Source organism: Arthrobacter ginsengisoli (genome assembly GCF_031456935.1).
GTDB classification, from domain to species: domain Bacteria; phylum Actinomycetota; class Actinomycetes; order Actinomycetales; family Micrococcaceae; genus Arthrobacter; species Arthrobacter ginsengisoli.
In genome coordinates this window covers 123,916-146,138 of sequence record NZ_JAVDVQ010000007.1, presented here as the reverse complement: position 1 = coordinate 146,138, position 22,223 = coordinate 123,916, and the positions used below count along the sequence as shown (strand labels likewise).

Annotated in this window: 19 protein-coding genes; 16 read left to right on the top strand and 3 right to left on the bottom strand. The window is 68.5% G+C overall.

Annotation, left to right across the window (positions count from 1 at the left end):
• Window positions 1–108: 108 nt before the first annotated feature.
• Window positions 109–2,460, top strand: a complete 2,352-nt coding sequence (locus J2X01_RS10535; protein ID WP_310056575.1) for an FdhF/YdeP family oxidoreductase — start codon at window positions 109–111, stop codon at window positions 2,458–2,460.
• Window positions 2,461–2,862: 402 nt separating this feature from the next.
• Here the strand turns inward: J2X01_RS10535 and J2X01_RS10530 are convergent, their stop codons facing one another.
• Both J2X01_RS10530 and J2X01_RS10525 read right to left on the bottom strand, forming a co-directional pair.
• A complete protein-coding gene (locus J2X01_RS10530) occupies window positions 2,863–3,180 on the bottom strand; it encodes a DUF6457 domain-containing protein (RefSeq protein WP_310056574.1) in 318 nt (105 codons plus the stop codon).
• A gap of 127 nt (window positions 3,181–3,307) precedes the next feature.
• Window positions 3,308–4,282, bottom strand: coding sequence for a LysR family transcriptional regulator (locus tag J2X01_RS10525; protein WP_310056712.1), 975 nt, complete (start codon window positions 4,280–4,282; stop codon window positions 3,308–3,310).
• Window positions 4,283–4,401: 119 nt separating this feature from the next.
• Here J2X01_RS10525 and J2X01_RS10520 point away from each other — a divergent pair, with 119 nt between their 5' ends.
• Genes J2X01_RS10520 through J2X01_RS10480 form a run of 9 tightly spaced genes read left to right on the top strand, consistent with a single transcriptional unit; the run spans window position 4,402 to window position 14,006 of the window.
• A complete protein-coding gene (locus J2X01_RS10520) occupies window positions 4,402–5,280 on the top strand; it encodes an FAD binding domain-containing protein (protein ID WP_310056573.1) in 879 nt (292 codons plus the stop codon).
• Between the two features lie 5 nt (window positions 5,281–5,285).
• Window positions 5,286–5,846 carry a (2Fe-2S)-binding protein gene (locus J2X01_RS10515; RefSeq protein WP_310056571.1) on the top strand — a complete coding sequence of 187 codons (561 nt, stop codon included), beginning with the start codon at window positions 5,286–5,288 and terminating at the stop codon, window positions 5,844–5,846.
• Window positions 5,843–8,236, top strand: a complete 2,394-nt coding sequence (locus J2X01_RS10510; RefSeq protein ID WP_310056570.1) for an aerobic carbon-monoxide dehydrogenase large subunit — start codon at window positions 5,843–5,845, stop codon at window positions 8,234–8,236. Before J2X01_RS10515 ends, J2X01_RS10510 begins: the two co-directional genes overlap by 4 nt.
• 1 nt (window position 8,237) lies before the next feature.
• Window positions 8,238–9,161, top strand: a complete 924-nt coding sequence (locus J2X01_RS10505; protein ID WP_310056568.1) for an XdhC family protein — start codon at window positions 8,238–8,240, stop codon at window positions 9,159–9,161.
• Window positions 9,145–9,792: a nucleotidyltransferase family protein gene (locus tag J2X01_RS10500; protein ID WP_310056566.1), complete on the top strand. Its 648-nt coding sequence runs from the start codon at window positions 9,145–9,147 to the stop codon at window positions 9,790–9,792. Before J2X01_RS10505 ends, J2X01_RS10500 begins: the two co-directional genes overlap by 17 nt.
• Entirely contained in the window at window positions 9,789–10,712 is a 924-nt protein-coding gene (locus J2X01_RS10495) for an AAA family ATPase (protein WP_310056565.1), read from the top strand. The genes J2X01_RS10500 and J2X01_RS10495 overlap by 4 nt, the downstream gene beginning before the upstream one ends.
• A 27-nt stretch (window positions 10,713–10,739) precedes the next feature.
• Window positions 10,740–11,990 carry a vWA domain-containing protein gene (locus J2X01_RS10490; RefSeq protein WP_310056563.1) on the top strand — a complete coding sequence of 417 codons (1,251 nt, stop codon included), beginning with the start codon at window positions 10,740–10,742 and terminating at the stop codon, window positions 11,988–11,990.
• The gene (locus tag J2X01_RS10485; RefSeq protein WP_310056561.1) at window positions 11,990–12,886 is read left to right on the top strand and encodes an SRPBCC family protein; all 897 of its coding nucleotides are present in this window, start codon (window positions 11,990–11,992) and stop codon (window positions 12,884–12,886) included. Before J2X01_RS10490 ends, J2X01_RS10485 begins: the two co-directional genes overlap by 1 nt.
• Entirely contained in the window at window positions 12,879–14,006 is a 1,128-nt protein-coding gene (locus J2X01_RS10480) for an XdhC family protein (RefSeq protein WP_310056559.1), read from the top strand. The genes J2X01_RS10485 and J2X01_RS10480 overlap by 8 nt, the downstream gene beginning before the upstream one ends.
• Window positions 14,007–14,112: 106 nt before the next feature.
• On the opposite strand, the gene J2X01_RS10475 is transcribed toward J2X01_RS10480, so the two are convergent.
• Window positions 14,113–15,105, bottom strand: coding sequence for an AraC-like ligand-binding domain-containing protein (locus tag J2X01_RS10475; RefSeq protein ID WP_310056557.1), 993 nt, complete (start codon window positions 15,103–15,105; stop codon window positions 14,113–14,115).
• A 152-nt stretch (window positions 15,106–15,257) separates the two neighbouring features.
• Here J2X01_RS10475 and J2X01_RS10470 point away from each other — a divergent pair, with 152 nt between their 5' ends.
• The 6 genes from J2X01_RS10470 (at window position 15,258) to J2X01_RS10445 (ending at window position 22,217) form a co-directional block, all read left to right on the top strand.
• The gene (locus J2X01_RS10470; RefSeq protein WP_310056555.1) at window positions 15,258–16,502 is read left to right on the top strand and encodes an acyl-CoA dehydrogenase family protein; all 1,245 of its coding nucleotides are present in this window, start codon (window positions 15,258–15,260) and stop codon (window positions 16,500–16,502) included.
• Window positions 16,499–17,074, top strand: a complete 576-nt coding sequence (locus tag J2X01_RS10465; RefSeq protein WP_310056554.1) for a flavin reductase family protein — start codon at window positions 16,499–16,501, stop codon at window positions 17,072–17,074. Before J2X01_RS10470 ends, J2X01_RS10465 begins: the two co-directional genes overlap by 4 nt.
• 60 nt (window positions 17,075–17,134) lie before the next feature.
• Window positions 17,135–18,094, top strand: a complete 960-nt coding sequence (locus J2X01_RS10460; RefSeq protein ID WP_310056552.1) for an alpha/beta hydrolase — start codon at window positions 17,135–17,137, stop codon at window positions 18,092–18,094.
• 257 nt (window positions 18,095–18,351) lie between these two features.
• Window positions 18,352–20,154: an FAD-dependent oxidoreductase gene (locus J2X01_RS10455; RefSeq protein ID WP_310056550.1), complete on the top strand. Its 1,803-nt coding sequence runs from the start codon at window positions 18,352–18,354 to the stop codon at window positions 20,152–20,154.
• Window positions 20,151–21,227: a maleylacetate reductase gene (locus tag J2X01_RS10450; RefSeq protein WP_310056548.1), complete on the top strand. Its 1,077-nt coding sequence runs from the start codon at window positions 20,151–20,153 to the stop codon at window positions 21,225–21,227. The genes J2X01_RS10455 and J2X01_RS10450 overlap by 4 nt, the downstream gene beginning before the upstream one ends.
• 39 nt (window positions 21,228–21,266) lie before the next feature.
• Window positions 21,267–22,217, top strand: coding sequence for a hydroxyquinol 1,2-dioxygenase (locus J2X01_RS10445; RefSeq protein WP_310056546.1), 951 nt, complete (start codon window positions 21,267–21,269; stop codon window positions 22,215–22,217).
• The last annotated feature ends 6 nt before the right edge of the window (window positions 22,218–22,223 follow it).

Genomic DNA, 22,223 nt, shown 5'->3' with positions numbered 1-22,223 from the left:
TTGCGGCTCTCCGGGACACCTGATAGGCCTGTAATAGGCCCGAAGGTAGTGTGCGAAGTAAGAGAACCGCCAGCCTGAACAGGCCGAGCCAGCCGAAGGGAAGTAGACGTGACCCGCAAGAATCCCCAGGTCGAGGAATACGGCGATAAGGACCTCGTGGTCGGAGACGGTCCCAAGGACTGGGTTGCCGGCATCCCCGGAGTGCTGCACTCGATGAAGCCGGCGATCGAACAGATGGGGGTGAACCGGACACGCAAGACCGTGCTGGCGATGAACCAGAAGGACGGCTTCGACTGCCCAAGCTGCGCATGGCCGGACCCGAACCACCGCAAAGCCTTCGAATTCTGCGAAAACGGCGCCAAAGCGGTGACCTGGGAGGCCACCCCGGTCGTCATCGGCCCGGAGTTCTGGGCGGAGCATTCCGTGAGCGAACTGCGGAGCCGGTCCGAGTACTGGCTGGGCCTGCAGGGGCGGCTGACCGAACCGGTCCACAAGCCGGCCGGCGAGGACCACTACAAGCCGGTGGCCTGGCCCGAGGCGATCCGGATCATCACGGACAAGCTCAAGGGCCTGGACTCCCCGGACCAGGCCGCCTTCTACACCAGCGGCCGCACGTCTAACGAGGCTGCCTTCCTCTACCAGTTGATGGTCCGGGGTTATGGCACCAACAACCTGCCGGACTGCTCCAACATGTGCCACGAATCCTCGGGCTGGGCGATGGGCCAGACCATCGGCATCGGCAAGGCGACCGTGAGTTTCGACGACTACGCCAAAGCGGACCTGATCATCGTTATGGGCCAGAACCCGGGCACCAACCACCCGCGGATGCTGACCGAGCTGGAAGCCTGTAAGGACAACGGCGGCGAAATCGTGGCCATCAATCCCCTGCCGGAGGCCGGCCTGCGGCGCTACAAGAACCCGCAGAAGATCAAGGGCATCGTCGGGCACGGCACGCAGATCGCGGACCAGTTCCTGCATATCCGCATCGGCGGCGACATGGCACTGATGCAGGCAATCTCCAAACGCGTGCTCGACGCCGAGTCGCGCAACCCGGGCACCGTCCTGGACCATGCCTTCCTCGCCGAGCACTGCGAGGGGCTGGAGGATCTCCGCGAACACCTCAGCCTGCTGGACGAGCAGGCGGTCCTCGCGGCGACGGGACTGCGCGCCGCGGAAATCGATGAACTCGCAGCCCGGTATTTGAAGGCCGAGAAAGTCATCATCACCTGGGCCATGGGCATCACGCAGCAGAAGAAGGGTGTGGCCACCATCAAGGAGATCATCAACCTGCTCCTGCTGCGCGGCAACATCGGCAAGCCCGGCGCCGGCGCCTCTCCCATCCGGGGCCACAGCAACGTCCAGGGCGACCGCACCATGGGCATCTGGGAGCAGATGCCGCAGTCCTTCATGGATGCCCTCGGCGACGAGTTCGGCTTTGAGCCTCCCCGCGAGCACGGCGTGGACTCCGTGGAAACCATCAACAAGATGCGCGACGGCCGGATCAAGGCTTTTGTCGCGCTCGGCGGCAACTTCGTTGGCGCCATTTCCGATACGAACGCGGCGGTGGCGGCCATGCAGAACACCGAGCTGTCGGTGCAGATCTCCACGAAACTCAACCGGTCCCACACCGTGACCGGCGCGGAAGCCCTGATCCTGCCCACCATGGGCCGGACCGAGATCGATATCCAGGAGTCGGGACCGCAGTTCGTGTCCGTCGAGGACACCGTTTGCGCCGTGCACGCCTCCCGGGGCAGTGTGGAACCGGTCTCGCACCAGCTGCTCTCCGAGCCCGCGATCGTCAGCCGGCTGGGCAAGGCCCTGGTCGGGGACAGGATCAGGGCCGACTGGGACGGTTTTGAGAAGAACTACGACCTGATCCGGGACCACATCTCACGGGTCGTCGGCGGCTGCGAGAACTACAACGAGCGGATCCGGCACGAAGGCGGCTTCATCCTGGCGAACGGGCCGCGGGATTCCCGCACCTTCCCGACGCCGACCGGCAAGGCCGTGCTCACGGTCAACGAACTGGAGCATGTGGAGAAGCCGGACGGCACACTGATCCTGCAGAGCATGCGCTCCCACGACCAGTTCAACACCACGATCTACGGCCACAACGACCGCTACCGGGGCATCAAGAAGGGCCGCCATGTGGTGTTCGTGAACCCGGACGACATCGCGGAGCTGGGCCTGGCCGACGGGATGTTCGTGGACATCCGGGGCGAGTACCAGGACGGCGAGGAACGCATGGTCCGCAAGTTCCGTGTGGTCTCCTACCCGACCGCGCGCGGCTGCGCCGCCGCCTACTACCCGGAAGCCAACGTCCTCGTGCCGCTGAACAACACCGCCGAAGGCAGCAACACCCCGGTGTCCAAGGCCGTGATCGTGCGGCTCGAACCCAGTGCGGACCAGACCCCGGACGGCTCCACGGCCCTGGCATCCGGCGCGGCCAGCACGAGGTAGGCCGGCCCATTCCCGGGACATTCGGCGCGAGCTGCCACGGGACATGCCCAGCCCTGCCCGCAGCCACCGGACATTCGGCGCGACCTGCCACGGACATGCCCAGCCCTGCCCGCCCCCCGGTAGATACCGCGCGAGCTGCCACTGGACATGCCCAGCCCTCGCCGCAGCCACTGGACATAATGCCTATATGTCCATTCCAGGGCCCAAAGGGAGGGCATGTCCCGCGGAGCCTGATTGCCACACCGCGGGACATGTCCGGTGTTGGCAACAGGCACCGGACACAGTGCCTATATGTCCATCCCTGTGCCCACGGGGAGGGCATGCCCCCCGGAGAGCATGTGCCCACGGAGAGCATGCGCCCATGGGGAGGGCATGTCCCCCGGGGGAGCGGCTGGCCGCGGGCTATTGAGCCCGCTTGGCCCAGCCCTCTTCGTCCGGGCCGCCGGACTCGCCGTGCTCGCAGAGCTCGAGCACTTTGTTGGACGCAGCGTGGACGGCGTCCTGGGTGCTCTTCCGGCCGGCGGTCGACGCGGTTCCCGCTGCGTAGCCCACGATGAAGGCGCTGATGGCATCCGCGTGCGGCCCCACGGCCTTCAGCGACTCGTCCGCGACTTGCACGATCTTCTCGTGGTCCACTTCCAGGTCAAGGATCTGCAGTGCCTGGATCAGTCGGGCGCTCCAGTGCCGCAGCGAGCTGTCTTCATCCCGGGGCAAAGTCATTGTCGTGCTCCTCTTTCGTTGGGGTGTCAGCGGACCGTCTTCCCCACAAGGGTTAGCACCGCGACCTGCGTTCCGCAATGCCGCACAGCCAGACCCGGGCCGTAAATCGCCTCCCGCCGGGCGGGCGTCAGCTCCACAACGCGACATGGAACTTCGATCCGCGGCGTTCCAGTCCCCGGGAGCCGCCGGGGGCAACCATCGCGGCGGTCGCGTCGGCGGTGCCGGCAAAGCGCTGCAGGGTCTGCGCCAGCGTGGTGGTCCGGCGGCGGTCCAAGGTGCTCGCCCACCACAGGCCGGCGACCGGTGTCCCGACGACCGGCAGCCGGACGAGGACACCGCTCTGGAGTTCGGCCCGGACGATGTGGCCGAGAGCCAGCATGATGCCCTCCCCCGCCCGCACCGCGGCCAGGGCTTCCGTCTCGCTGCTGAGCCGGATGATCTCCGGCGCCACCCCCGTCGACGCCAGCCAACGGCCCTCCTCCGAACCGTCCTGGATCCCCGCCGGTCCTGCGAACCACGGCCGGTCCAGCAACCGGGCCACCGGGACCGGTCCGTGCAGCCGCGCCAGCGGATGCCCCGGCGCCGCGACCAGGGCGCGCTGGTAGCGCAGGAACGGAACGCATTCCAGGCGCGGACCGGTCACGGCGGTCCCAGCCGTCGGCCGGGCGCCCAGGGCAATGTCGTACGCCCGTTCCTGCAGGAGCGACGCCAGGTCCTCGGCGGATTCGACGACCACGTCCACCGAAGCTCCCGGTGCGCGCTTGGTGAAGAGGTCCAGCAGCCGGCCGGCCGCATGTTCGGCGAACGGCGCCGTGGAAGCGATCTTCAGCCGTCCGGCGTCGTTCTTGGCGTTGGAAACTTCCCAGCGGGCCTGGTCCGCCAGCCCGACGATATCCTGGGCATATTCGGCCAGCGCCCGGCCTCCCGGGGTCAGCGCGATGCCTCCCCCGGCGCGTACGAACAGCGGATCGCCGAGGTCGTGCCGGAGGGCCGTCAGGGCCGAGGACACGGCCGGTTCGCTCACCCCAAGGGTTTCCGCGGCAGCGCGCAGCGAGCCCAGCCGCGCGACGAGGGCGAACGTGCGGAGCTGGCCCAATGTCATCGGCACGGCGTCATAACCTTTCGCTTATGACGATATTGACACTCCGTATCAGGCAGGGCAAGACTGGCCTGAAATCGGTGCCGTGCGACGTTGCGGGCGCCTTGGTGTGAGGTGGGACTATGCAGATTCCGGCGCCTTTCGACTATGTGCGGGCCACGTCCGTGGACAACGCCCTGGAACTCCTCGCGCGGCACGGCGCGGAGTCACGTGTCATCGCCGGGGGCCACAGCCTCCTGCCGATGATGAAGCTCCGGCTCTCCCGGCCCGAGTGGCTGATCGACATCAACGACCTCTACGAACTCGACTTCGTCCTGCGCGACGGCGACAAACTGCGGATTGGTGCGCTGACGCGGCACACGACACTTCTCGAGTCCGACGAAATCGCAGCGCTCTTCCCCATCGTCCGGGACGCCGAAGCCGTGATCGCCGATCCGATCGTCCGGAACCGCGGAACGATCGGCGGATCGCTCTGCCAGGCGGACCCGGCGGAGGACCTGTCCACGGTCTGCGATGTGCTGGGTGCGCAGGCCGTGATCCGGGGACCGGCCGGCGAGCGCAGCCTGGCGATGGCCGACTTCCACCGCGGACCCTACGAAACGGCGGTGGGCCAGGACGAGCTGCTGTGTGAGCTCCGCTTCCCGGTCCGCCCCAGGTCCGGCAGCGCCTACGAGAAGGTCGAGCGCCGGGTGGGAGACTGGGCCGTCGGCGCCGCCGGCGCGTCCGTGACCCTCGCAGCGGACGGCACCATCACGGACGCGGCCGTCGGACTCACGGCCCTGGGCCTCGACCACACCGTCGCCGGGGTGGCAGGGCTGCTCCGCGGCCAGCAGCCCCGGGAGGAGCTTTTCGTCGAGGCCGGGCGCCTCGCCGCGGCAGCCTGCGACCCGGTCGCCGACCAGCGCGGCCCGGTCGACTACAAGCGGCATCTCGCCGACGAACTCACCCGGCGGGTGCTGCGACAAGCCTGCGCCCGCGCCGCACGGACCCAGGAAGGCTGAAGCCGATGCAGATCAGCATGACCGTCAACGACAACGAAGTAACCAGCGACATCGAGCCCCGTGTGCTCCTGGTCCACTACATCCGCGAGGTCCTGGGCCTGACCGGGACCCACTGGGGATGCGATACCAGCAACTGCGGGACCTGCGTGGTCCTGATGGACGGCCAGCCGGTGAAATCCTGCACCGTGCTCGCGGCAATGGCCGCCGGACACGACATCCGCACTGTCGAGGGACTCTCCAGCGGGGCAACCCTGGACCCGGTCCAGCAGGGCTTCATGGAGGAACACGGGCTGCAGTGCGGTTTCTGCACTCCCGGGATGATGCTGACCGCCCGCGCCCTGCTCGACAAGAACCCGCACCCGGACAGCACCGAGATCCGGCAGGCGATTTCAGGGCAGATTTGCCGGTGCACCGGCTACGCCACGATCGTCCGTTCGGTCCAGTGGGCCGCCGCGCACCCGGCCGGCGGCGAAAGCGACGAGACAGCGGACGAGGTCCTCGACGGCACGGACACCGTCATCGAGGACATCGCGGCGGAGACCGAAGAGTCAGAGGTGAAGGCATGACCGTCCTGCACGAACGGCCTAGCAACCCGGCGGCCGGCGACGAGGACCGCCCGATCGGCTACGGCAGGATCCAGCGCAAGGAAGATCCGCGCTTTGTCCGCGGCAAAGGCAACTACCTGGACGACATTGTCCTGCCCGGCATGCTGCACGGCGCCATCCTGCGCGCCCCCGTGGCCCACGCCCGGCTGGTCTCGATCGACACCACCAACGCCCTGGCCCAACCCAAGGTCCTCGCCGTCATCACCGGAAAGGACCTGCTGGGCCTCAAGCTCGCCTGGGCCCCCACGCTCTCCGCCGATGTCCAGGCTGTCCTCGTGACGGACAAAGTCCGCTTCCAGGGCCAGGAGGTCGCGTTCGTGGTGGCGGAGGACCGCTACGCCGCCCGCGACGCGCTGGAACTGATCGACGTCGAATACGATGTCCTGCCGCCGGTCATCGACGCCCGGAAGGCCCTCGACGCCGACGCCCCCGTGATCCGCGACGAGATCGAGGGCCGGACGGACAACCATATTTTCGACTGGGAAATAGGCGACAAAGCCGAAACCGAGGCGGTCTTCGCGAGCGCCGACGTCGTCGTCTCCCAGGAGATCGTCTACCCGCGCGTGCATCCGGCCCCGATGGAGACCTGCGGCGCGATCGCCGACTTCGATGCCGTCAACGGCAAACTGACACTGTACGAAACCACCCAGGCCCCGCACGCGCACCGCACCCTGTTCGCGATCGTCGCCGGCATCCCGGAGCACAAGATCCGCGTGGTGTCCCCGGACATCGGCGGCGGCTTCGGCAACAAGGTCGGCATCTACCCCGGCTATATCCTGGCCGTCGTCGGGTCCATCGTCACCGGCCGGCCGGTGAAGTGGGTGGAGGACCGCTCGGAGAACCTGATGTCCACCTCCTTCGCCCGCGACTACATCATGCAGGGCGAGATCGCGGCCACCAGGGACGGCAAGATCCTTGCGGTGCGCACCAACGTCCTGGCCGACCACGGCGCGTTCAACGCCACGGCCCAGCCCACCAAGAACCCGGCCGGCTTCTTCTCCATCTTCACCGGAAGCTACGACTTGAAGGCCGCCTACTGCAGCGTCACGGGCGTCTACACGAACAAAGCACCCGGCGGCGTCGCCTATGCCTGTTCCTTCCGCGTCACCGAGGCCGTCTACCTCGTCGAGCGCATGGTGGACATCCTGGCGCGAAAGCTGGAGATGGACCCGGCAGAACTGCGGCTGAAGAACTTCATCAGGCCTGAGCAGTTCCCGTACGCCAATAAGACCGGCTGGGTCTACGACTCCGGAAACTACGAACCGGCCATGCGGCTGTCCATGCAGCTGGCCGGCTACGACGAGCTCCGCCGCGAGCAGCAGGAAAAGCGGGGGCGTGGCGAGCTGATGGGGATCGGTGTCTCCTTCTTCACCGAGACCGTGGGCGCCGGGCCGCGCAAGCACTTCGACATCGTGGGCCTCGGCATGGCCGACGGCGCCGAACTGCGGGTCCACCCCACCGGCAAGGCGGTCGTTCGGCTCTCGGTGCAAAGCCAGGGCCAAGGCCACGAGACCACCTTCGCGCAGATCGTCGCCGAGGAACTCGGTATCCCGCCGGAGGACATCGACGTGGTCCACGGAGACACCGACCAGACGCCGTTCGGCCTCGGCACCTACGGGAGCCGTTCGACGCCGGTGAGCGGCGGCGCCGTCGCCCTCGTCGCCCGCAAGGTCCGCGACAAGGCGAGGCTGATCGCCGCGGCCATGCTGGAGACCCGGCCGGAAGACCTTGAGTGGGAGAAAGGCCGCTGGTTCGTGAAGGGCGATCCCGGCGCCGGGAAGACCATCTCGGAAATCGCGATGGCGGCCCATGGCACGTTGACGCTGCCCGAGGGGGTCGACGGCAACCTGGACGCCGAGGTCACCTATGACCCGCCGAATCTGACCTTCCCCTTCGGGGCGTACATCTGTGTGGTCGACGTCGATCCGGGCACCGGGCACGTCAAGGTGCGACGCTTCATCGCGGTGGATGACTGCGGCACCCGGATCAACCCGATGATCATCGAGGGCCAGGTGCACGGCGGACTGACCGACGGCGTCGGGATGGCACTGATGGAGATCATCGAGTTCGACGCCGACGGCAACTGCCTGGGCGGGTCCTTTATGGACTACCTGATTCCCACCGCGATGGAAGTGCCGGACTGGGAAACCGGCTTCACTGTCACCCCGTCACCGCACCACCCCATTGGCGCGAAAGGCATCGGCGAGTCCGCCACCGTCGGATCGCCGCCGGCGATCGTGAACGCCGTCGTCGACGCACTGGCCCCCTACGGGGTGGTTCACATGGACATGCCCTGCACGCCGGCCCGGGTCTGGGCCGCCATGCAGGGCCGGGCAAGGCCGCCGATCTAAGATGACCCCGTCAGCAGACTCCCTCACGGCCCGGGCGAATGACCTTGCCGCCCGCCGCGAGCCCTTTGTGCACGCCACGGTGGTCCGCGCCCAGCATCCCACCAGCGCCCACGCCGGGGACACTGCCCTGGTCCTGACGAGCGGTGAGATCCAGGGTTTCGTGGGTGGAAACTGCGTCGAGTCCTCGGTGCGGGAGTACAGCCTGCAGGTCCTCGCCTCGCAGGAACCCCTGCTGCTGCGCGTGGTCCCCGGCGAGCCGTCCCGCACTGCCGGGGAAGGCGCTGTTGAGGTCTCCAACCCCTGCCTGAGCGGCGGTGCGATCGAGATTTTCCTCCAGCCGAACATTCCGGCGCCCCGGGTTGTGGTGGTCGGCACCACGCCAGTGGCGCAGGCCCTGGAGTCGCTCGGCGCCGGCGTCGGCCTCGCCGTGGAACTCACCGACGGGGAATCGGCCGCACCGCGGGCCGACGACGCGGCGCTGATCGTGGCCTCGCACGGCAAAGCGGAGGAGATCGCGCTCGAGGCGGCCCTGCGCGCCGGCGTGCCGTATGTCGCGCTCGTGGCCAGCGGCACGCGGGGCGCCGCCGTGCTGGAGTCCCTCGACGTCGACCCGGCGCAGCGTTCCCGCGTCTTCACGCCCGCCGGCCTGCAGCTGGGCGCCCGCACGCCCGGCGAGATCGCGCTTTCGATCCTGGCCCAGCTCATCCAGGAACGGTCGAAGTCCCGGCACGCCGCCCCGGCAACAGCGCCTGTGCCGGCGGCAGCGGCCCCGCCGACGGCGATCGACCCGGTCTGCGGCATGACGGTCGCCGCCGCAGACTCCTCGCTGCAGCTCGAGCACAACGGCGTCACGGTGTACTTCTGCTCGCCCGGCTGCCGTGCGGCCTTCCGCAAAGATCCGGAGCGCTATGCCCTCACCCTCTGAACACCCACCCACGAAGCACCGGACCGCGGGGCTGATCCTGGCGGCCGGGGCGTCGCGGCGCCTGGGCCGGCCCAAGCAGCTGCTCCCCTATGGCCCCGGCGTTCTCCTGGACGCCGTACTGGCGGCCGCACGCGGCTGCGGCTTCGACCAGACCGTACTGGTCCTGGGCGGCTCAGCCGCAGGGGTGCAGAGCATGGTCGACACGACGGGCTGCGAGGTCGTGCTCAACCCGGCCTTCGGCGGGGGCTGCTCCTCCTCGATCGCCGCCGGCGCCGCCGCGCTCCACCCGGACACGGATACCGTGGTGCTGCTCCTCGGGGACCAGCCGGGCGTCCGGGCCGAAAACGCGCGGGCGCTGCTGGAGCTCTTGGTCAATGGCGGGGCCGGCAGCCGGCCGGCCCCCGGCATCGCCGTCTGCCGTTACGACGACGGCGCGGGCCACCCGCTGGCGTTCACCCGGCGGATGCTCCCGGAGCTGGCTGCCCTGCACGGCGACAAGGCCGTCTGGAAACTGCTGGAGCAGCGCCCGGACGACGTCGTGGAACTCCGGGTTCCGGGACCTGTGCCACCCGACGTCGACACGGAGGAGGACTACCGCCGGGTCCTGGCCGGACGGGAGGCCTCGCTGTGAGCGCGGCGGCCCGCACCGGGGCGGAGGAAGATGTCCAGCGGCGGATTCCCGACGTCGCCTCGCTGATCTCGGCGCTGGACACCAACGACTATCTGGCCGACGTCGGACTGGCCACGGCCCTGTTCCTCGCCGTCCGGCTGCCGCAGCCCATCCTGCTGGAGGGCGAAGCGGGCGTCGGCAAGACCGAGGCGGCGAAGGCCCTGGCCGAGCTGCTGGACACGCCCCTGTACCGGCTGCAGTGCTACGAGGGTATCGACGCCGGCGAGGCCCTCTACGAATGGAACCACCAGCGCCAGCTGCTCGGGATACGGCTGGCGGAAGTCCGGGACGCCGCCGTCACGGAAACGGACCTCTTCGGCCCGGACTACCTGCTGCGCCGGCCGCTGCTGCAGGCGATCGAACACCCCGGTCCGCGGCCCGCCGTCCTCCTGCTGGATGAGATCGACCGCGCCGATGCCGAATTCGAGGCCTTCACCTTCGAACTCCTTGCCGAGGCCGCGGTCACCATCCCGGAACTGGGCACCATCCGGGCCACGCACCCGCCGATCGTTATCCTGACCTCCAACCGGACACGGGACCTGCACGACGCCCTGACCCGGCGTTGCCTCTATCACTGGATCGACTACCCCGGCCCCGGGCGGATCGCGGAAATCGTGCGTCGCCGGGTGCCGGCCAGCAGCGGCCCGCTGGCCCTGCAGGCCGCCGCCGTGATCACGAAGCTGCGCTCCCTGGACCTCGCCAAACCGCCGGGAATCTCCGAGGCCATCGACTGGGTCTCCGCCCTCGCCGTGCTGGGCATCGACCGGATCGACGCCACCACGGCGGAACAGACCATCGGCTCGATCGTCAAGAACCGCGACGACCTGGAACTGGTCGGCGCACGCGGGGCCGACTGGCTCGTGGCCGGCACGGACGGGTGAGCTGCGCTGATGGCTGGAACTGCGCACATGACGGCCGCAGCACCCCCCGGTGTGGAGGCGGCCAGCCTGGCGGCGGCGTTCGTCACCGCGCTGCGCCGGGCCGGGCTCTCCTGCTCGCCGGACCGCGCGGTACGGCTCGCCGAAGCCCTCCGCCTGGTCCCGCCCAGCGACGCGGACCGGCTTTACTGGGTGTGCCGGGTGGTGTTGGTGTCCAGCCGTGAGCAGCTGCCCGTATTCGACGCCGTTTTCGCCGCAGTGTTCCGTGACGGCTTTAGTCCCGCCGCGCGGCACGGCCGTGCCGCGGCCCAGGCGTCGCCGCCCGGAGGTCCCGGGGAATCACGTACCCGGCCGTCCCCGGCCGAGGACCGCGCCCCGGCACACACGTTGCCGCCACCTCGACCGTGGCCGGTGCCGGCGGTGGCGGCTGCGGGCCCGGACAGCGGGGACCGCACCAGCCCGGAGCGCGAGGCCGTCCTGGCCATGGCCTCCGCCGAGGAACGGCTCCATGGGATGTCTTTCGCGAAGCTCTCCGACGAGGAAGTCCTGGAGATCAGGCGGCTGGCGTCCCGGCTGCTGCTCGCCACCCCACGCCGGCTGAGCCGCCGCACCCGCAAATCAGCCCACAGCAGCGCCCGGCTGGACGTCCGGGCCACGGTCCGCGCAGCCCGGCGCTCGGGCAGCGACACCACCCGGCTGTTGTATGCACGCCGCCGCCGGCAACGCCGCAAGCTGGTAATGCTGTGCGATGTCTCCGGCTCGATGGAACCATATGCGCGGATCTTCGTTTCGCTGCTGCAGGGAGCCGTGGCAAGCGCCGGTGCCGAGGCCTTCGTGTTCTCCACCCGGCTGACACGCTTGACCCGGCAGCTGACGCACCGCGATCCGGACGAGGCCCTGGCCCGTGCTGCCGTGACCGCCCCGGACTGGGCCGGCGGCACCCGGATCGCCGAGAGCATCCGGCACTTCATCGACGAACACGGCCGCCGCGGCCTCGCCCGCGGGGCGGTGGTGGTGATCTTCTCCGACGGCTGGGCACAGGAGGACCCGGGACAGGTGGCGGACCAGATGGCGCGGCTGCGCCGCCTGGCGCACCGGATAATCTGGGTCAACCCACGCAAGGGCGCACCGGAATACGAGCCGCTGGTGGGCGGCATGGCGGCAGCACTGCCATACTGCGATGCTTTCGTCAGCGGACACAGCTACACGGCTTTGGCAGAGGTGGCAGCCGCAATCCGCGGCGAGGTCCGGCCGCCACGTACGGGAAGAAGGAACAGCTAATGCAAATAGACAGCACTTTCTCGGTGGTCGCACCGATCGACACGGTCTGGGAGACCCTCATGGACTTCGAACGGGTGGCCGGCTGCGTCCCCGGCGCGCAGATCCTGAACAAGCTCTCCGACGACGCCTACCAGGTCGGCATGACGGTGAAGCTGGGCCCGGTCAACATGCAGTACAAGGGCCTGCTGAACGTCGTGGAGCGCAACGCCGCCGAGCACCGGGCGGTGCTCGGCGGCAAGGCCCAGGAAGCCCGCGGCCAGGGAACCGCCGACGCGACAGTGACCCTGCTCCTGACCGAAGCGGCCGGCGGCACAACCCACGGCACCGTCAACGCCGAGCTGTCCCTGTCCGGCAAGGCCGCCGCGATGGGCAAGGGTGTGATTGGCAGCGTCACCGAACAGATGATGGCCCTGTTCGCCGACAACCTGCAGGCGATGGTCACCGCGGCGGGCGCCCCCGGAACCGCGGCGGCAGTCGGGGTTCCCCAGCCTGAGCCTGCGCCTGTCCCCAGGCTCGACGCCGACGCCGAGGCGGAGGCTGCCGCGGCGAAGGTCTCCGCGGCGACGGCCCCGGCGCCATCGTCGGAACTTCCGGGCCTGCCGCCGGACGCGGTGCCCGCAGCGGCGGCGTCCGCCCGTGCAGCCGTCCGGGGTTCGGCCGCCGGCCCCTCTGCTGCAGGTCCCTCGGCTGCCACCGCCGCTTCCCCGGCAACTGCCCCGGCCGGCAGCCTGGACGCCCTCAGCCTCGCGAAGGGGATCGCCGCAGGGCAGCTGTCCAGCCCCGCGAAGGTCCTCGCGCTCATGGCCGTCGTGGCGTGTGTCTCGTACTGGGCCGGCCGTCTCTCCGCGTTCCGGACGGTCCGGGCGATCGGAAGGCTGAAGTTTAACCGTGCGTGACGTCCTGGCGGCCATGATGCCGGGCTGGCACAAAGGTGACACCGCCGGCCTGGCCACCGTTGTGAGCACCTTCAAGTCGGCACCGCGGCTTCCGGGCGCGTCGATGCTTGTCACCGCCGAGGGGGCGGCCGTCGGCTCGGTTTCCGGCGGCTGCGTCGAGGGTGCCGTGTACGAACTGGCCACACAGGTCAAGGAGGACGGCACTCCCGTTCTCGTGCGCTATGGGATCAGCGACGACGATGCGTTCGCCGTCGGCCTGACCTGCGGCGGGATCATCGACATCTTCGTCGAGCCGGTTTCCCGGCGAACGTTCGCCGAACTCGACGCCGTCAGGCAGGACATCGCCGGGGAGCGGCGCGTCGGGCTCGCCACGGTCATCGAACACCCGGACAGCGGCTGGCTGGGCCGGCACCTGATTGTGCGGCCGCACGGCTTCGAGGGGGACCTCGGGTCCGAGCGGGCCAACCAGGCCGTGGGCGATGACACCCAGGGCCTGCTCGCCGCTGGCCGCTCCGGGATCCTAAGCTACGGTCCCGACGGGGAGCGGCTGGATGCCGGCATGCGCGTCTTCTTCGCGAGCTACGCCCCGCCGCCACGGATGCTGGTCTTCGGCGCGATCGATTTCGCCTCGGCGCTGGCCCGGATGGGAACCTTCCTGGGCTACCGCGTCACAGTGTGCGACGCCCGGGCCGTGTTCGCGACACCCGCACGCTTCCCCGACGCGGCGGAGGTGGTCCACGCCTGGCCGCACCGCTACCTCGCCGAACAGCTGGAGAAGGGCCTGGTCGATGAACGCACGGTCATGTGCGTCCTCACGCACGATCCGAAGTTCGACATCCCACTGCTGGACGTTGCACTGCGCGCCCCACCGATCGCTTTCGTCGGGGCCATGGGTTCGCGCCGAACCCACGCGGACCGGATCGCAAAGCTGCGCGAGGCTGGCCTCAGCGAGGAAGCCCTGGCGCGGTTGCACAGCCCGGTAGGCCTTGACCTGGGCGCCCGGACCCCCGAGGAGACGGCAGTGTCCATCGCCGCGGAGTTCATCGCCAAGCAGTGGAAGGGCAGCGGGGAACCACTCCGGCAGCTCGGGGAGCGCATCCACCACGACGAGCAGCATTGACCGCGCGACGGCGATGGCCGGGAACGATATCCTGCGCGGGGGGATGACGGCGCGGGCCATGCCGGCGAGTCGTTCCAGGTACTCGCGGGCGCAGCAGCGATGGCCGTTATGTTCGCGGCGCTCGCGGCGCAGCACCGGCCAAGGCCGCCCGGTACTCCGCGGGCGCCTGGCCCGTGTACTCCTTGAACAGCTGGCTGAAGTAGGACTGGTTCTTGAATCCATTGCGATGGCTCAGCACGCTCACCGGGACGTCGGCCAGCCGCGGGTCGCGCAGCTCGCGGGCGCAGCGGTCCAGACGCCGGGTGCGGATCCAGGAGCCGACGGTCTCCCCGGTTTCGGAAAAGATGGCGTGCAGATAGCGGACAGAGATAAAGTTTGCCGCGGCAATGCGGCCGGGCGTCAAGTCCGGATCCTGAAGGTGGGCATCAATGTACGCGGCGATGCTTTCGAACCGTACGCGTTTCTGTCCGGCGGGTTCGGCTACGGTGGCGGCCAGCTCGTGGCGAATCATGGCTGCCGTCAGGTCCACGGCGTTGTGGAGGGTGAGCATCTGCAGTTCGGGCGACAGCGTGTCCACGACTGAGTTCAGGCCGCCCAGCAGCCCCGCCACCGCCGGAGCCAGGCCGGAACGGCTGTCCAGCCGCTCGGCCACGAGGTCCGCGATCTGCAGGCTCGAGAGCGTGACCAGGGACTGGGGAAACTTCAGGAACAGGATGCTAAAGCCGGTGGGAACGATGATCTCGACTGGCCTCCCGGTCTGGTAAAAGCCGAAGTCCCCCGGTCCCAGCTGCGCCTGCCGCCCGTCCTGGACAATAAAGCCCTCACCGCTGAGCACATGGCAGAGGACCAACGACCCGCCATCCGCGGCCACCCGTTCCGCTCCGCGCCGCGCCGCATGGCCTGAGGCTTCGATTTCCGCCAGATGGATTCCGCCCTGGGTGCGGTTCCGCATCCGGGCCGTGAATGATTCAGGATGGTCGGTTTCCATGTCCAGCGCCAGGAGCGCGGACGAGACCATTGCACCCCAAGAGCCCGGATCCTTCGCCTGCTCGGCGAAAATCCGCGGCACCACCGCCTGGTCATTCAAGAATTGGCTCAACTTCCCTACTGGGCACTGGGCGCCGGAACGGAGAAACAGCACTCTTCGCTGTGTTCGCTGTCACAACATCGCTGTGCACTCCATCGTATCCAGGGTGAGACGGATCACGCATAAATTGCAATGACAGCAACGTAACAAGCGAGGAGCACTTAATGTCCCAGACACTCTTGGAAACAACATCTTTGGAATCGACCGGCCGCCTGCACGTCAGCGACGACGTCCCGGCCCTGCTCGCCCGAATCGACGAAATCACCCCGCTGCTGACGTCGCAGGCGGATCAGAACGAGGAACTCGGGCGCCTCACGGACAAAGCCGTCCAGGCCCTCCACGACTGCGGCGTCTTCCGCCTGGGCATCCCCCGCGAGCTTGGCGGCTACGAGGCCTCTCCCCGCCAGGTTATCGAAGTCATCGAAAAGCTGTCCTATGCCGATGCCTCCACCGGCTGGGCGGTGATGGCCCTGCAGATGATCACCGGCACCACGGCCGCCTACCAGGGCAAGGACGCCACCGATGAGCTGTTCGCCGACGGCGGCTACCACCTGATGGCCGGCCAGGGCACCCGGATGGGCACGGCAAGAAAGGTCGACGGCGGCTACCGCCTCACCGGGTCGTGGAGCTTTGCCTCCGGGCTGCCGCACGCCAGCCACATCCACACGGCCGCTGTTGTCGTGGAGACCGGCCAGCCGCTGGTCTTCACGCTGCCCAAGGAACAAGCCACCATCGTGGATAACTGGGACGTGATGGGCCTGAAGGCCTCCGGCAGCATCGACTACAGCTGCGAAGACCTCTTCGTGCCCGAGTCCTACACCTACGACGTCACCACCAAGGAAAGCGTCTATGGCGGCGCCCTCTACCGCACGGGCCTGGCCAACATGTCCGGTATCAACCACGCCGGCTGGGCCCTCGGCGTCGGACGCCGGATGCTCGACGAGATGAAGGCACTCGCCCAAAAGAAATCCGGTGCCCCGGGCACCAGCGTCGACACCGACCAGTTCGCCGCCGAGTATGCCACCGCCGAAGCCAAACTGCGTTCGGCCCGGGCCTTCGTGTTCGATGTCTGGCGAGACAACGAGGCAACCCTGGACAGCGGCGAGCTCCTGTCCGCCGACCAGGAAACGCTGACCCGACTCGCGCTGAACAACGCCACCTGGTCAGCCCACGAGGTCTGCATGACTGTCTACAAGTGGGCAGCGACGGCGGCCCTCCGGCACGGTGACCTGCAGCGCTTCTTCCGCGACATGCACGCCGGCACGCAGCACATGACTTCCGGTCCGGTGGTGCTGCAGGCCTGCGGCCGGATGCTCTCCGGGCTGGCCAAGAACGCCGAATGGGTCTTTTTCTCCCTCGTTGAAAAGGCGCCGGCCGAAAAATCAACGGTCACGGAGGCCGGGAAATGAGCGCCGCAAGGGCTGCTGTCGCCGCACCGTCCACCACCCGGGTCGCCAGTGTCGGCACAGGGGACATGCTCTCTGCCGACGATTTCAAGGCCGCGTTCCGCAATCACCCGGCCGGCGTCGCTGTTGTCACCGCGGATGCCGGCGACGGTCCAGTCGGCCTGACAGCGACTTCCGTCATTTCCGTGTCTGCGAACCCGGCACTGCTTGTCTTTTCCCTCTCGGCCTTCTCATCCACAGCCCCCGCCCTGGCCCGGGCCGAAACGTTGGTGGTCCATTTACTGGGCGCAGACCAAATGGCCCTGGCCAAGACATTCTCGACCAGCGGCATTGACCGTTTCGCCGACACTTCCAGTTGGTCCCGGCTGGTGACCGGCGAACCTGTCCTGAACGGCGCCCCGACCTGGCTGCGCGGCCGGATTGTGGACCGCATGCAGGCCGGCGACTCGACCGTGGTGGCGGTCCAGGTGCTGCAGGCCTCGGTCATGGAACCGGCGCCCGACGCCGACGCCAGCCCGCTGATTTACCACAACCGTTCATGGCACCGGCTGAGCGAACTTTCCGCGATCAGCTGACGCTACGCCGGACCAAACCGCCCTCCAACACACCGCCAACATCTCAACGAGGAGAAACCGATGGCACTTGACGAAGCAACTACCGCCTTCCTGACCGGCATGGCGCAGGCCGCCGGCCCCGATGCCAAGCCCCTGTGGGAGCTGACCGCGGCCGAAGCACGTGTCGTCAGTGGCGGGCTGAAGGACCTCTACGGCCCCGGCCCCGAGGTCCACCGCACTGAAGACCACACCCTCACCGCTTACGACGGCGGGCGCATCCAGGTCAAAGTCCTCGTCCCCCGCGAGAAGCCGAACGCCGTGCTCGTTTACCTGCACGGCGGCGGCTGGGTCCTGGAGACCATCGAGGGCTACGAAACCCTGGGCCGCCAGCTTGCCACGAAGTCCGGCGCCGCCGTCGTCCTCGTAAACTACCGCAAGGCCCCCGAACACCCGTTCCCGACACCCGTCGAGGACGCCTGGACTGCCCTGCAGTGGGCTGAAGAGAATCTGGACCGGATCGCCGGAGCACGTGTACCGCTGTTCGTCGGTGGCGACAGCGCCGGTGGAAACCTCGCGGCCGTTACCGCCATCCGAGCCCGGAACAATGGCGGACCTGAACTCGCCGGCCAGGTCCTGCTCTACCCCGCAACGGACGCGGACTTTTCCCGGGCGTCCTACCTTGAACCGGAAAACCAGTCCTTCCTCACCACCGAATTCATGCAGTGGTTCTGGAACCACTACGTGCCCGAACCGGACCTCCGGGTCCACCCGGAGGCATCCCCGCTGCGGACCGAATCCCTGGCGGACCTGGCTCCGGCGCTGGTGATCACCGCCGAGCACGACATTCTCCGCGACGAAGGAGAAGCCTACGCGGCGCGCCTCAAAGAGTCCGGCGTCGGCGTCGAACACCACCGGTGGCCTGGCCAGATGCACGCATTCTTCTCCATGGTCAACGTCCTGCCAGCCAGTGCCGACGTGATGGACCTCGTCGCCGACTCGATCCGGACCCGGGCCGCCGCCACTGACAGCGTTCAGAGCTGACCATGCTTGCCAGCATCAGGCTCAGAACATGTGCAGCGGCTGGAAACGCTGTTTGCGCCAACACCGGCTCGAAGGACACGGCGTCGGGCAATGCCGTGCCGCGAAGCACCTGGCCGCCGCGGCCGGAAGCCATCTCCACCTCCCCGTGGGAAGGACTCTACGACAACGGTAGTCCGGAAATCCCAGCCCCCGAATAGGGCACCCGACTCAATCAGCTCCAAATTTCCGGCCCGCGGGCCGCAGCGAAGGAAGACAAAATGGTTATTTTCAATGACGGGGTCGCCGAAACGGCTCTCCCGGACTCCAGCGTGGTTTACACCGACGTGCTGATCGTGGGGTCAGGTCCGGCCGGGTCGTCGGCGGCGCTGTTCCTGTCCGAACTGGGCGTGCCGAACATCATGATCACCAAGTACCGGTGGACGGCGAACACGCCGCGGGCGCATATCACGAACCAGCGCACGATGGAGATTTTCCGGGATATGGGGATCGAGGAGCAGGTCCTGGCCGACGCGACGCCGCACGCGATGATCGGCGACACGGTGTTCTGCACCTCGATCGCCGGGGAGGAGATCGGGCGGATCCTGAGCTGGGGCACGCACCCGGCGCGGCATGCCGACTACGAGCTGGCGTCCCCGTCCTTGAACTGCGACATCCCGCAGACCTACCTCGAGCCGATCCTGGTGAAGAACGCCACGGTGCGGGGCACGCAGACGCAGTTCTCCACCGAGTACCTCTCGCACCGCCAGGACCCTGAGGGGGTGTCCGTGCGGGTGCTGAACCGGCTCACCGGGACCGAATACACGATCCGGGCGAAGTACCTGATCGGCGCGGACGGTGCCCGCTCCAAGGTCGCCGCGGACATCGGGCTGCCGTATGAGGGGCAGATGGACATCGCCGGGTCGATGAACATCACCTTCAAGGCCGACATCGCCGCGCTCGTGGGGCACCGGCCCTCGGTGCTGTACTGGGTGCTCCAGCCCGGTTCGAACATCGGCGGGATCGGCGCGGGCCTGGTGCGGATGGTCCGGCCGTGGAACGAATGGCTGATCGTGTGGGGATTCGACATCAACGACGAACCGCCCGCCGTGACCGATGAAGCGGCGGCGCAGATTGTCCGGAACCTGATCGGCGTCCCGGACCTCGAGGTGGAGATCACCGGGACCTCGCTGTGGGGCAACAATGAGCAGTACGCCACACGGCTGCAGTCCGGGCGGGTATTCTGCGCCGGGGACGCCGTGCACAAGCACCCGCCGAGCAACGGCCTGGGTTCCAACACCTCGATCCAGGACTCCTACAACCTGGCCTGGAAGATCGCCGCGGTCCTCACCGGCCAGGCCGGCGAGGCACTGCTGGAAACCTACACCGCCGAACGCGCCCCGGTCGCGAAGCAGATCGTCACCCGGGCCAACCAGTCCGGACGGGAATTCGGCCAGCTCTTCGCAGCCCTCGGGATCGACAAGGCCGAGTCCGCCGAGCAGATGCATGCCCTGATCGAGTCCCGCAAGGACACCACCGCCGAAGGCGCCGCTAAGCGGCAGGCGATCCAGGCGGCGATGGAGATCAAGAACTACGAATTCAACGCCCACGGGGTGGAACTCGGCCAGCACTACAACTCCTCCGCGATCGTCGGTGACGGGACCACCAGGCCCGTACCGGCCCGCGACCCGGAACTGTATTACGAGGCCTCGACACATCCGGGCGGCCGGCTCCCGCACGCCTGGGTCGGTGACAGCAGCCGCAAGCTCTCCACCCACGACCTCGCCCCCTACGGCCAGTTCACGCTGATCACCGGAACCACCGGCCAGGACTGGACGACGGCGGCGCACAAAGTCAGCGACCGGCTCGGCGTCACCGTAGGCGCAGTCGTGATCGGTCCCGGCCAGGATGTTACGGACCTGTACTTCGACTGGGCGAAACTGCGCGGCGTCACCGAAGATGGTGCCATACTCGTCCGGCCGGACAAACACGTCGGCTGGCGCGCAGACCGCTTGCCTGCCGATCCGGAAGGCGCCCTGTACCAGGCCGTCGCCACGATCCTTAACCGGGAGAACCACCAATGAGCCTGACTTTTGACCATGTGACGCTGGGCCAGCGGGTCCTTTTCGGCACCGGTGCGGCCGCTGCGAACCTCGCCGCGGAGGTCGCCCGGCTGGGCGCGGAGCGGGTGATGGTGATCGCCTCGGACTTCGAGACCGGGATGGCCCGCACCGTCGCGGCCGGCATCGAGGTGGCGCTCTGGCACCACGACGTGGTGATGCACGTGCCCCTCGAAACGGCGGAGAAGGCCCGCGCCGCCGCGGCCGGCGCCGGGGTTGACCTGCTCGTCTGCGTCGGCGGCGGGTCCACCACCGGGCTCGCGAAGGCGGTCGCGATGACTTCTCGCCTGCCGATCATCGCCGTGCCGACCACCTACGCCGGGTCCGAAGCGACCAACGTGTGGGGCCTGACCGAAGCGGCCCGGAAAACCACCGGCGTCGATGACGCCGTCCTGCCGGTCACGGTGATCTACGACGCGGCCCTGACCCTGTCCCTGCCCGTGGCCCTGTCCGTCGCGTCCGGCCTGAACGGCATGGCGCACTGCATCGACTCGATGTGGGCGCCCCGGGCCGACCCGATCAACGCCGCCCTCGGCGCCGAAGGCATCCGCGCCCTCGCCGCCGGCCTGCCGCTGATCACCGCCGACCCGGCCGGCACCGCCGGGCGGGAGCAGGCCCTCTACGGCGCGTACCTGTCCGCGGTCGCGTTCGCGTCCGCCGGGTCCGGGCTGCACCACAAGATCTGCCACGTCCTGGGCGGCACCTTCAACCTGCCCCACGCCCAGACCCACGCGACCGTGCTGCCCTACGCCCTGGCCTTCAACGCCCCCCACGCCCCGGAAGCCCAGGCCCGCATCGCCGCCGCGTTCGGCACCACTGATGCCCTCACCGGACTCCAGGACCTCCGCAAACGCCTCGACGCCCCGCAGGCCCTCGCCGACTACGGCTTCACCGCGGACGGGATCGCCGAAGCCGCCGCCATCATCCTCCCGGCCGTGCCCGTCTCCAACCCCCGCCCGGCCACCACGGAGAACCTCACCCGGCTCCTGCAGGCCGCCCTCACCGGCGAAGACCCCGCCCTCCTGCTCGACCTCTGACCCGGGCCCCCACCACACACAGCATCCGAGGAGTACAGCATGCCCGACACCACCCAGACCGGAACCACCCAGACCGGGACCACCGGCGCGGCAGCCACCGTCAGCCCCGAACAGGCCGCCGTCGAACAACAGCTCGTCGACACCGTGGTCGCGTCCTTCGACCACGCCGAAGACCCGCGCCTGAAGCAGCTCATGCAGGCCCTGACCCGGCACCTGCACAACTTCGTCCGCGAAGTCCGGCTCACCGGGGACGAGTGGAACACCGGGATCGAATTCCTCACCGCCTCCGGCCACATCACCGATGACAAACGCCAGGAATTCATCCTGCTCTCGGACGTCCTGGGCCTGTCCATGCAGACCATCGCCATCAACAACCCGGCCCGCACCGGCACCGCCGCCGCCACCGAAGCCACCGTCTTCGGGCCGTTCTTCGTCGACGACGCCCCCGAAATCCCGCTCGGCGGCGACATCGCCGGCGGCGCCGCCGGCCAGCCCTGCTGGGTCGAAGGCACCATCACCGACACCGACGGCCGCCCGGTCCCCGGCGCCCGGATCGAAGTCTGGGAAGCCGACGAAGACGGCTTCTACGACGTCCAATACACCGACCAGCGCGTCGCCGGCCGCGCCCACCTCTTCGCCGACGACCACGGCAAGTACTCCTTCTGGGGACTCACCCCCACCCCCTACCCCATCCCGCACGACGGACCGGTCGGCAAAATGCTCGCATCCGTCGGCCGCTCCCCCGTCCGCGCCTCCCACCTGCACTTCATGGTCACCGCCGCAGACCACCGCACCCTCGTGACCCACATCTTCGTCCAAGGCGACCCCCAGATCGAGATCGGCGACTCCGTCTTCGGCGTCAAAGACTCCCTGATCAAAAAATTCGAACCCCAACCCGCCGGCACCCCCACCCCCGACGGCCGCGACCTCACCAACCAGGAATGGGCCCGCACCCGCTTCGACATCGTCCTCGCCCCCGCAGAAAGCTGAACCGAC

Coding starts and splice junctions, on each gene's coding strand:
- J2X01_RS10455 (WP_310056550.1), top strand. CDS start 18,352: ATGGTTATTTTCAATGACGGGGTCGCCGAAACGGCTCTCCCGGACTCC.
- J2X01_RS10445 (WP_310056546.1), top strand. CDS start 21,267: ATGCCCGACACCACCCAGACCGGAACCACCCAGACCGGGACCACCGGC.
- J2X01_RS10460 (WP_310056552.1), top strand. CDS start 17,135: ATGGCACTTGACGAAGCAACTACCGCCTTCCTGACCGGCATGGCGCAG.
- J2X01_RS10450 (WP_310056548.1), top strand. CDS start 20,151: ATGAGCCTGACTTTTGACCATGTGACGCTGGGCCAGCGGGTCCTTTTC.
- J2X01_RS10490 (WP_310056563.1), top strand. CDS start 10,740: ATGACGGCCGCAGCACCCCCCGGTGTGGAGGCGGCCAGCCTGGCGGCG.
- J2X01_RS10510 (WP_310056570.1), top strand. CDS start 5,843: ATGACCGTCCTGCACGAACGGCCTAGCAACCCGGCGGCCGGCGACGAG.
- J2X01_RS10525 (WP_310056712.1), bottom strand. CDS start 4,282: ATGACATTGGGCCAGCTCCGCACGTTCGCCCTCGTCGCGCGGCTGGGC.
- J2X01_RS10500 (WP_310056566.1), top strand. CDS start 9,145: ATGCCCTCACCCTCTGAACACCCACCCACGAAGCACCGGACCGCGGGG.
- J2X01_RS10530 (WP_310056574.1), bottom strand. CDS start 3,180: ATGACTTTGCCCCGGGATGAAGACAGCTCGCTGCGGCACTGGAGCGCC.
- J2X01_RS10470 (WP_310056555.1), top strand. CDS start 15,258: ATGTCCCAGACACTCTTGGAAACAACATCTTTGGAATCGACCGGCCGC.
- J2X01_RS10465 (WP_310056554.1), top strand. CDS start 16,499: ATGAGCGCCGCAAGGGCTGCTGTCGCCGCACCGTCCACCACCCGGGTC.
- J2X01_RS10485 (WP_310056561.1), top strand. CDS start 11,990: ATGCAAATAGACAGCACTTTCTCGGTGGTCGCACCGATCGACACGGTC.
- J2X01_RS10520 (WP_310056573.1), top strand. CDS start 4,402: ATGCAGATTCCGGCGCCTTTCGACTATGTGCGGGCCACGTCCGTGGAC.
- J2X01_RS10505 (WP_310056568.1), top strand. CDS start 8,238: ATGACCCCGTCAGCAGACTCCCTCACGGCCCGGGCGAATGACCTTGCC.
- J2X01_RS10515 (WP_310056571.1), top strand. CDS start 5,286: ATGCAGATCAGCATGACCGTCAACGACAACGAAGTAACCAGCGACATC.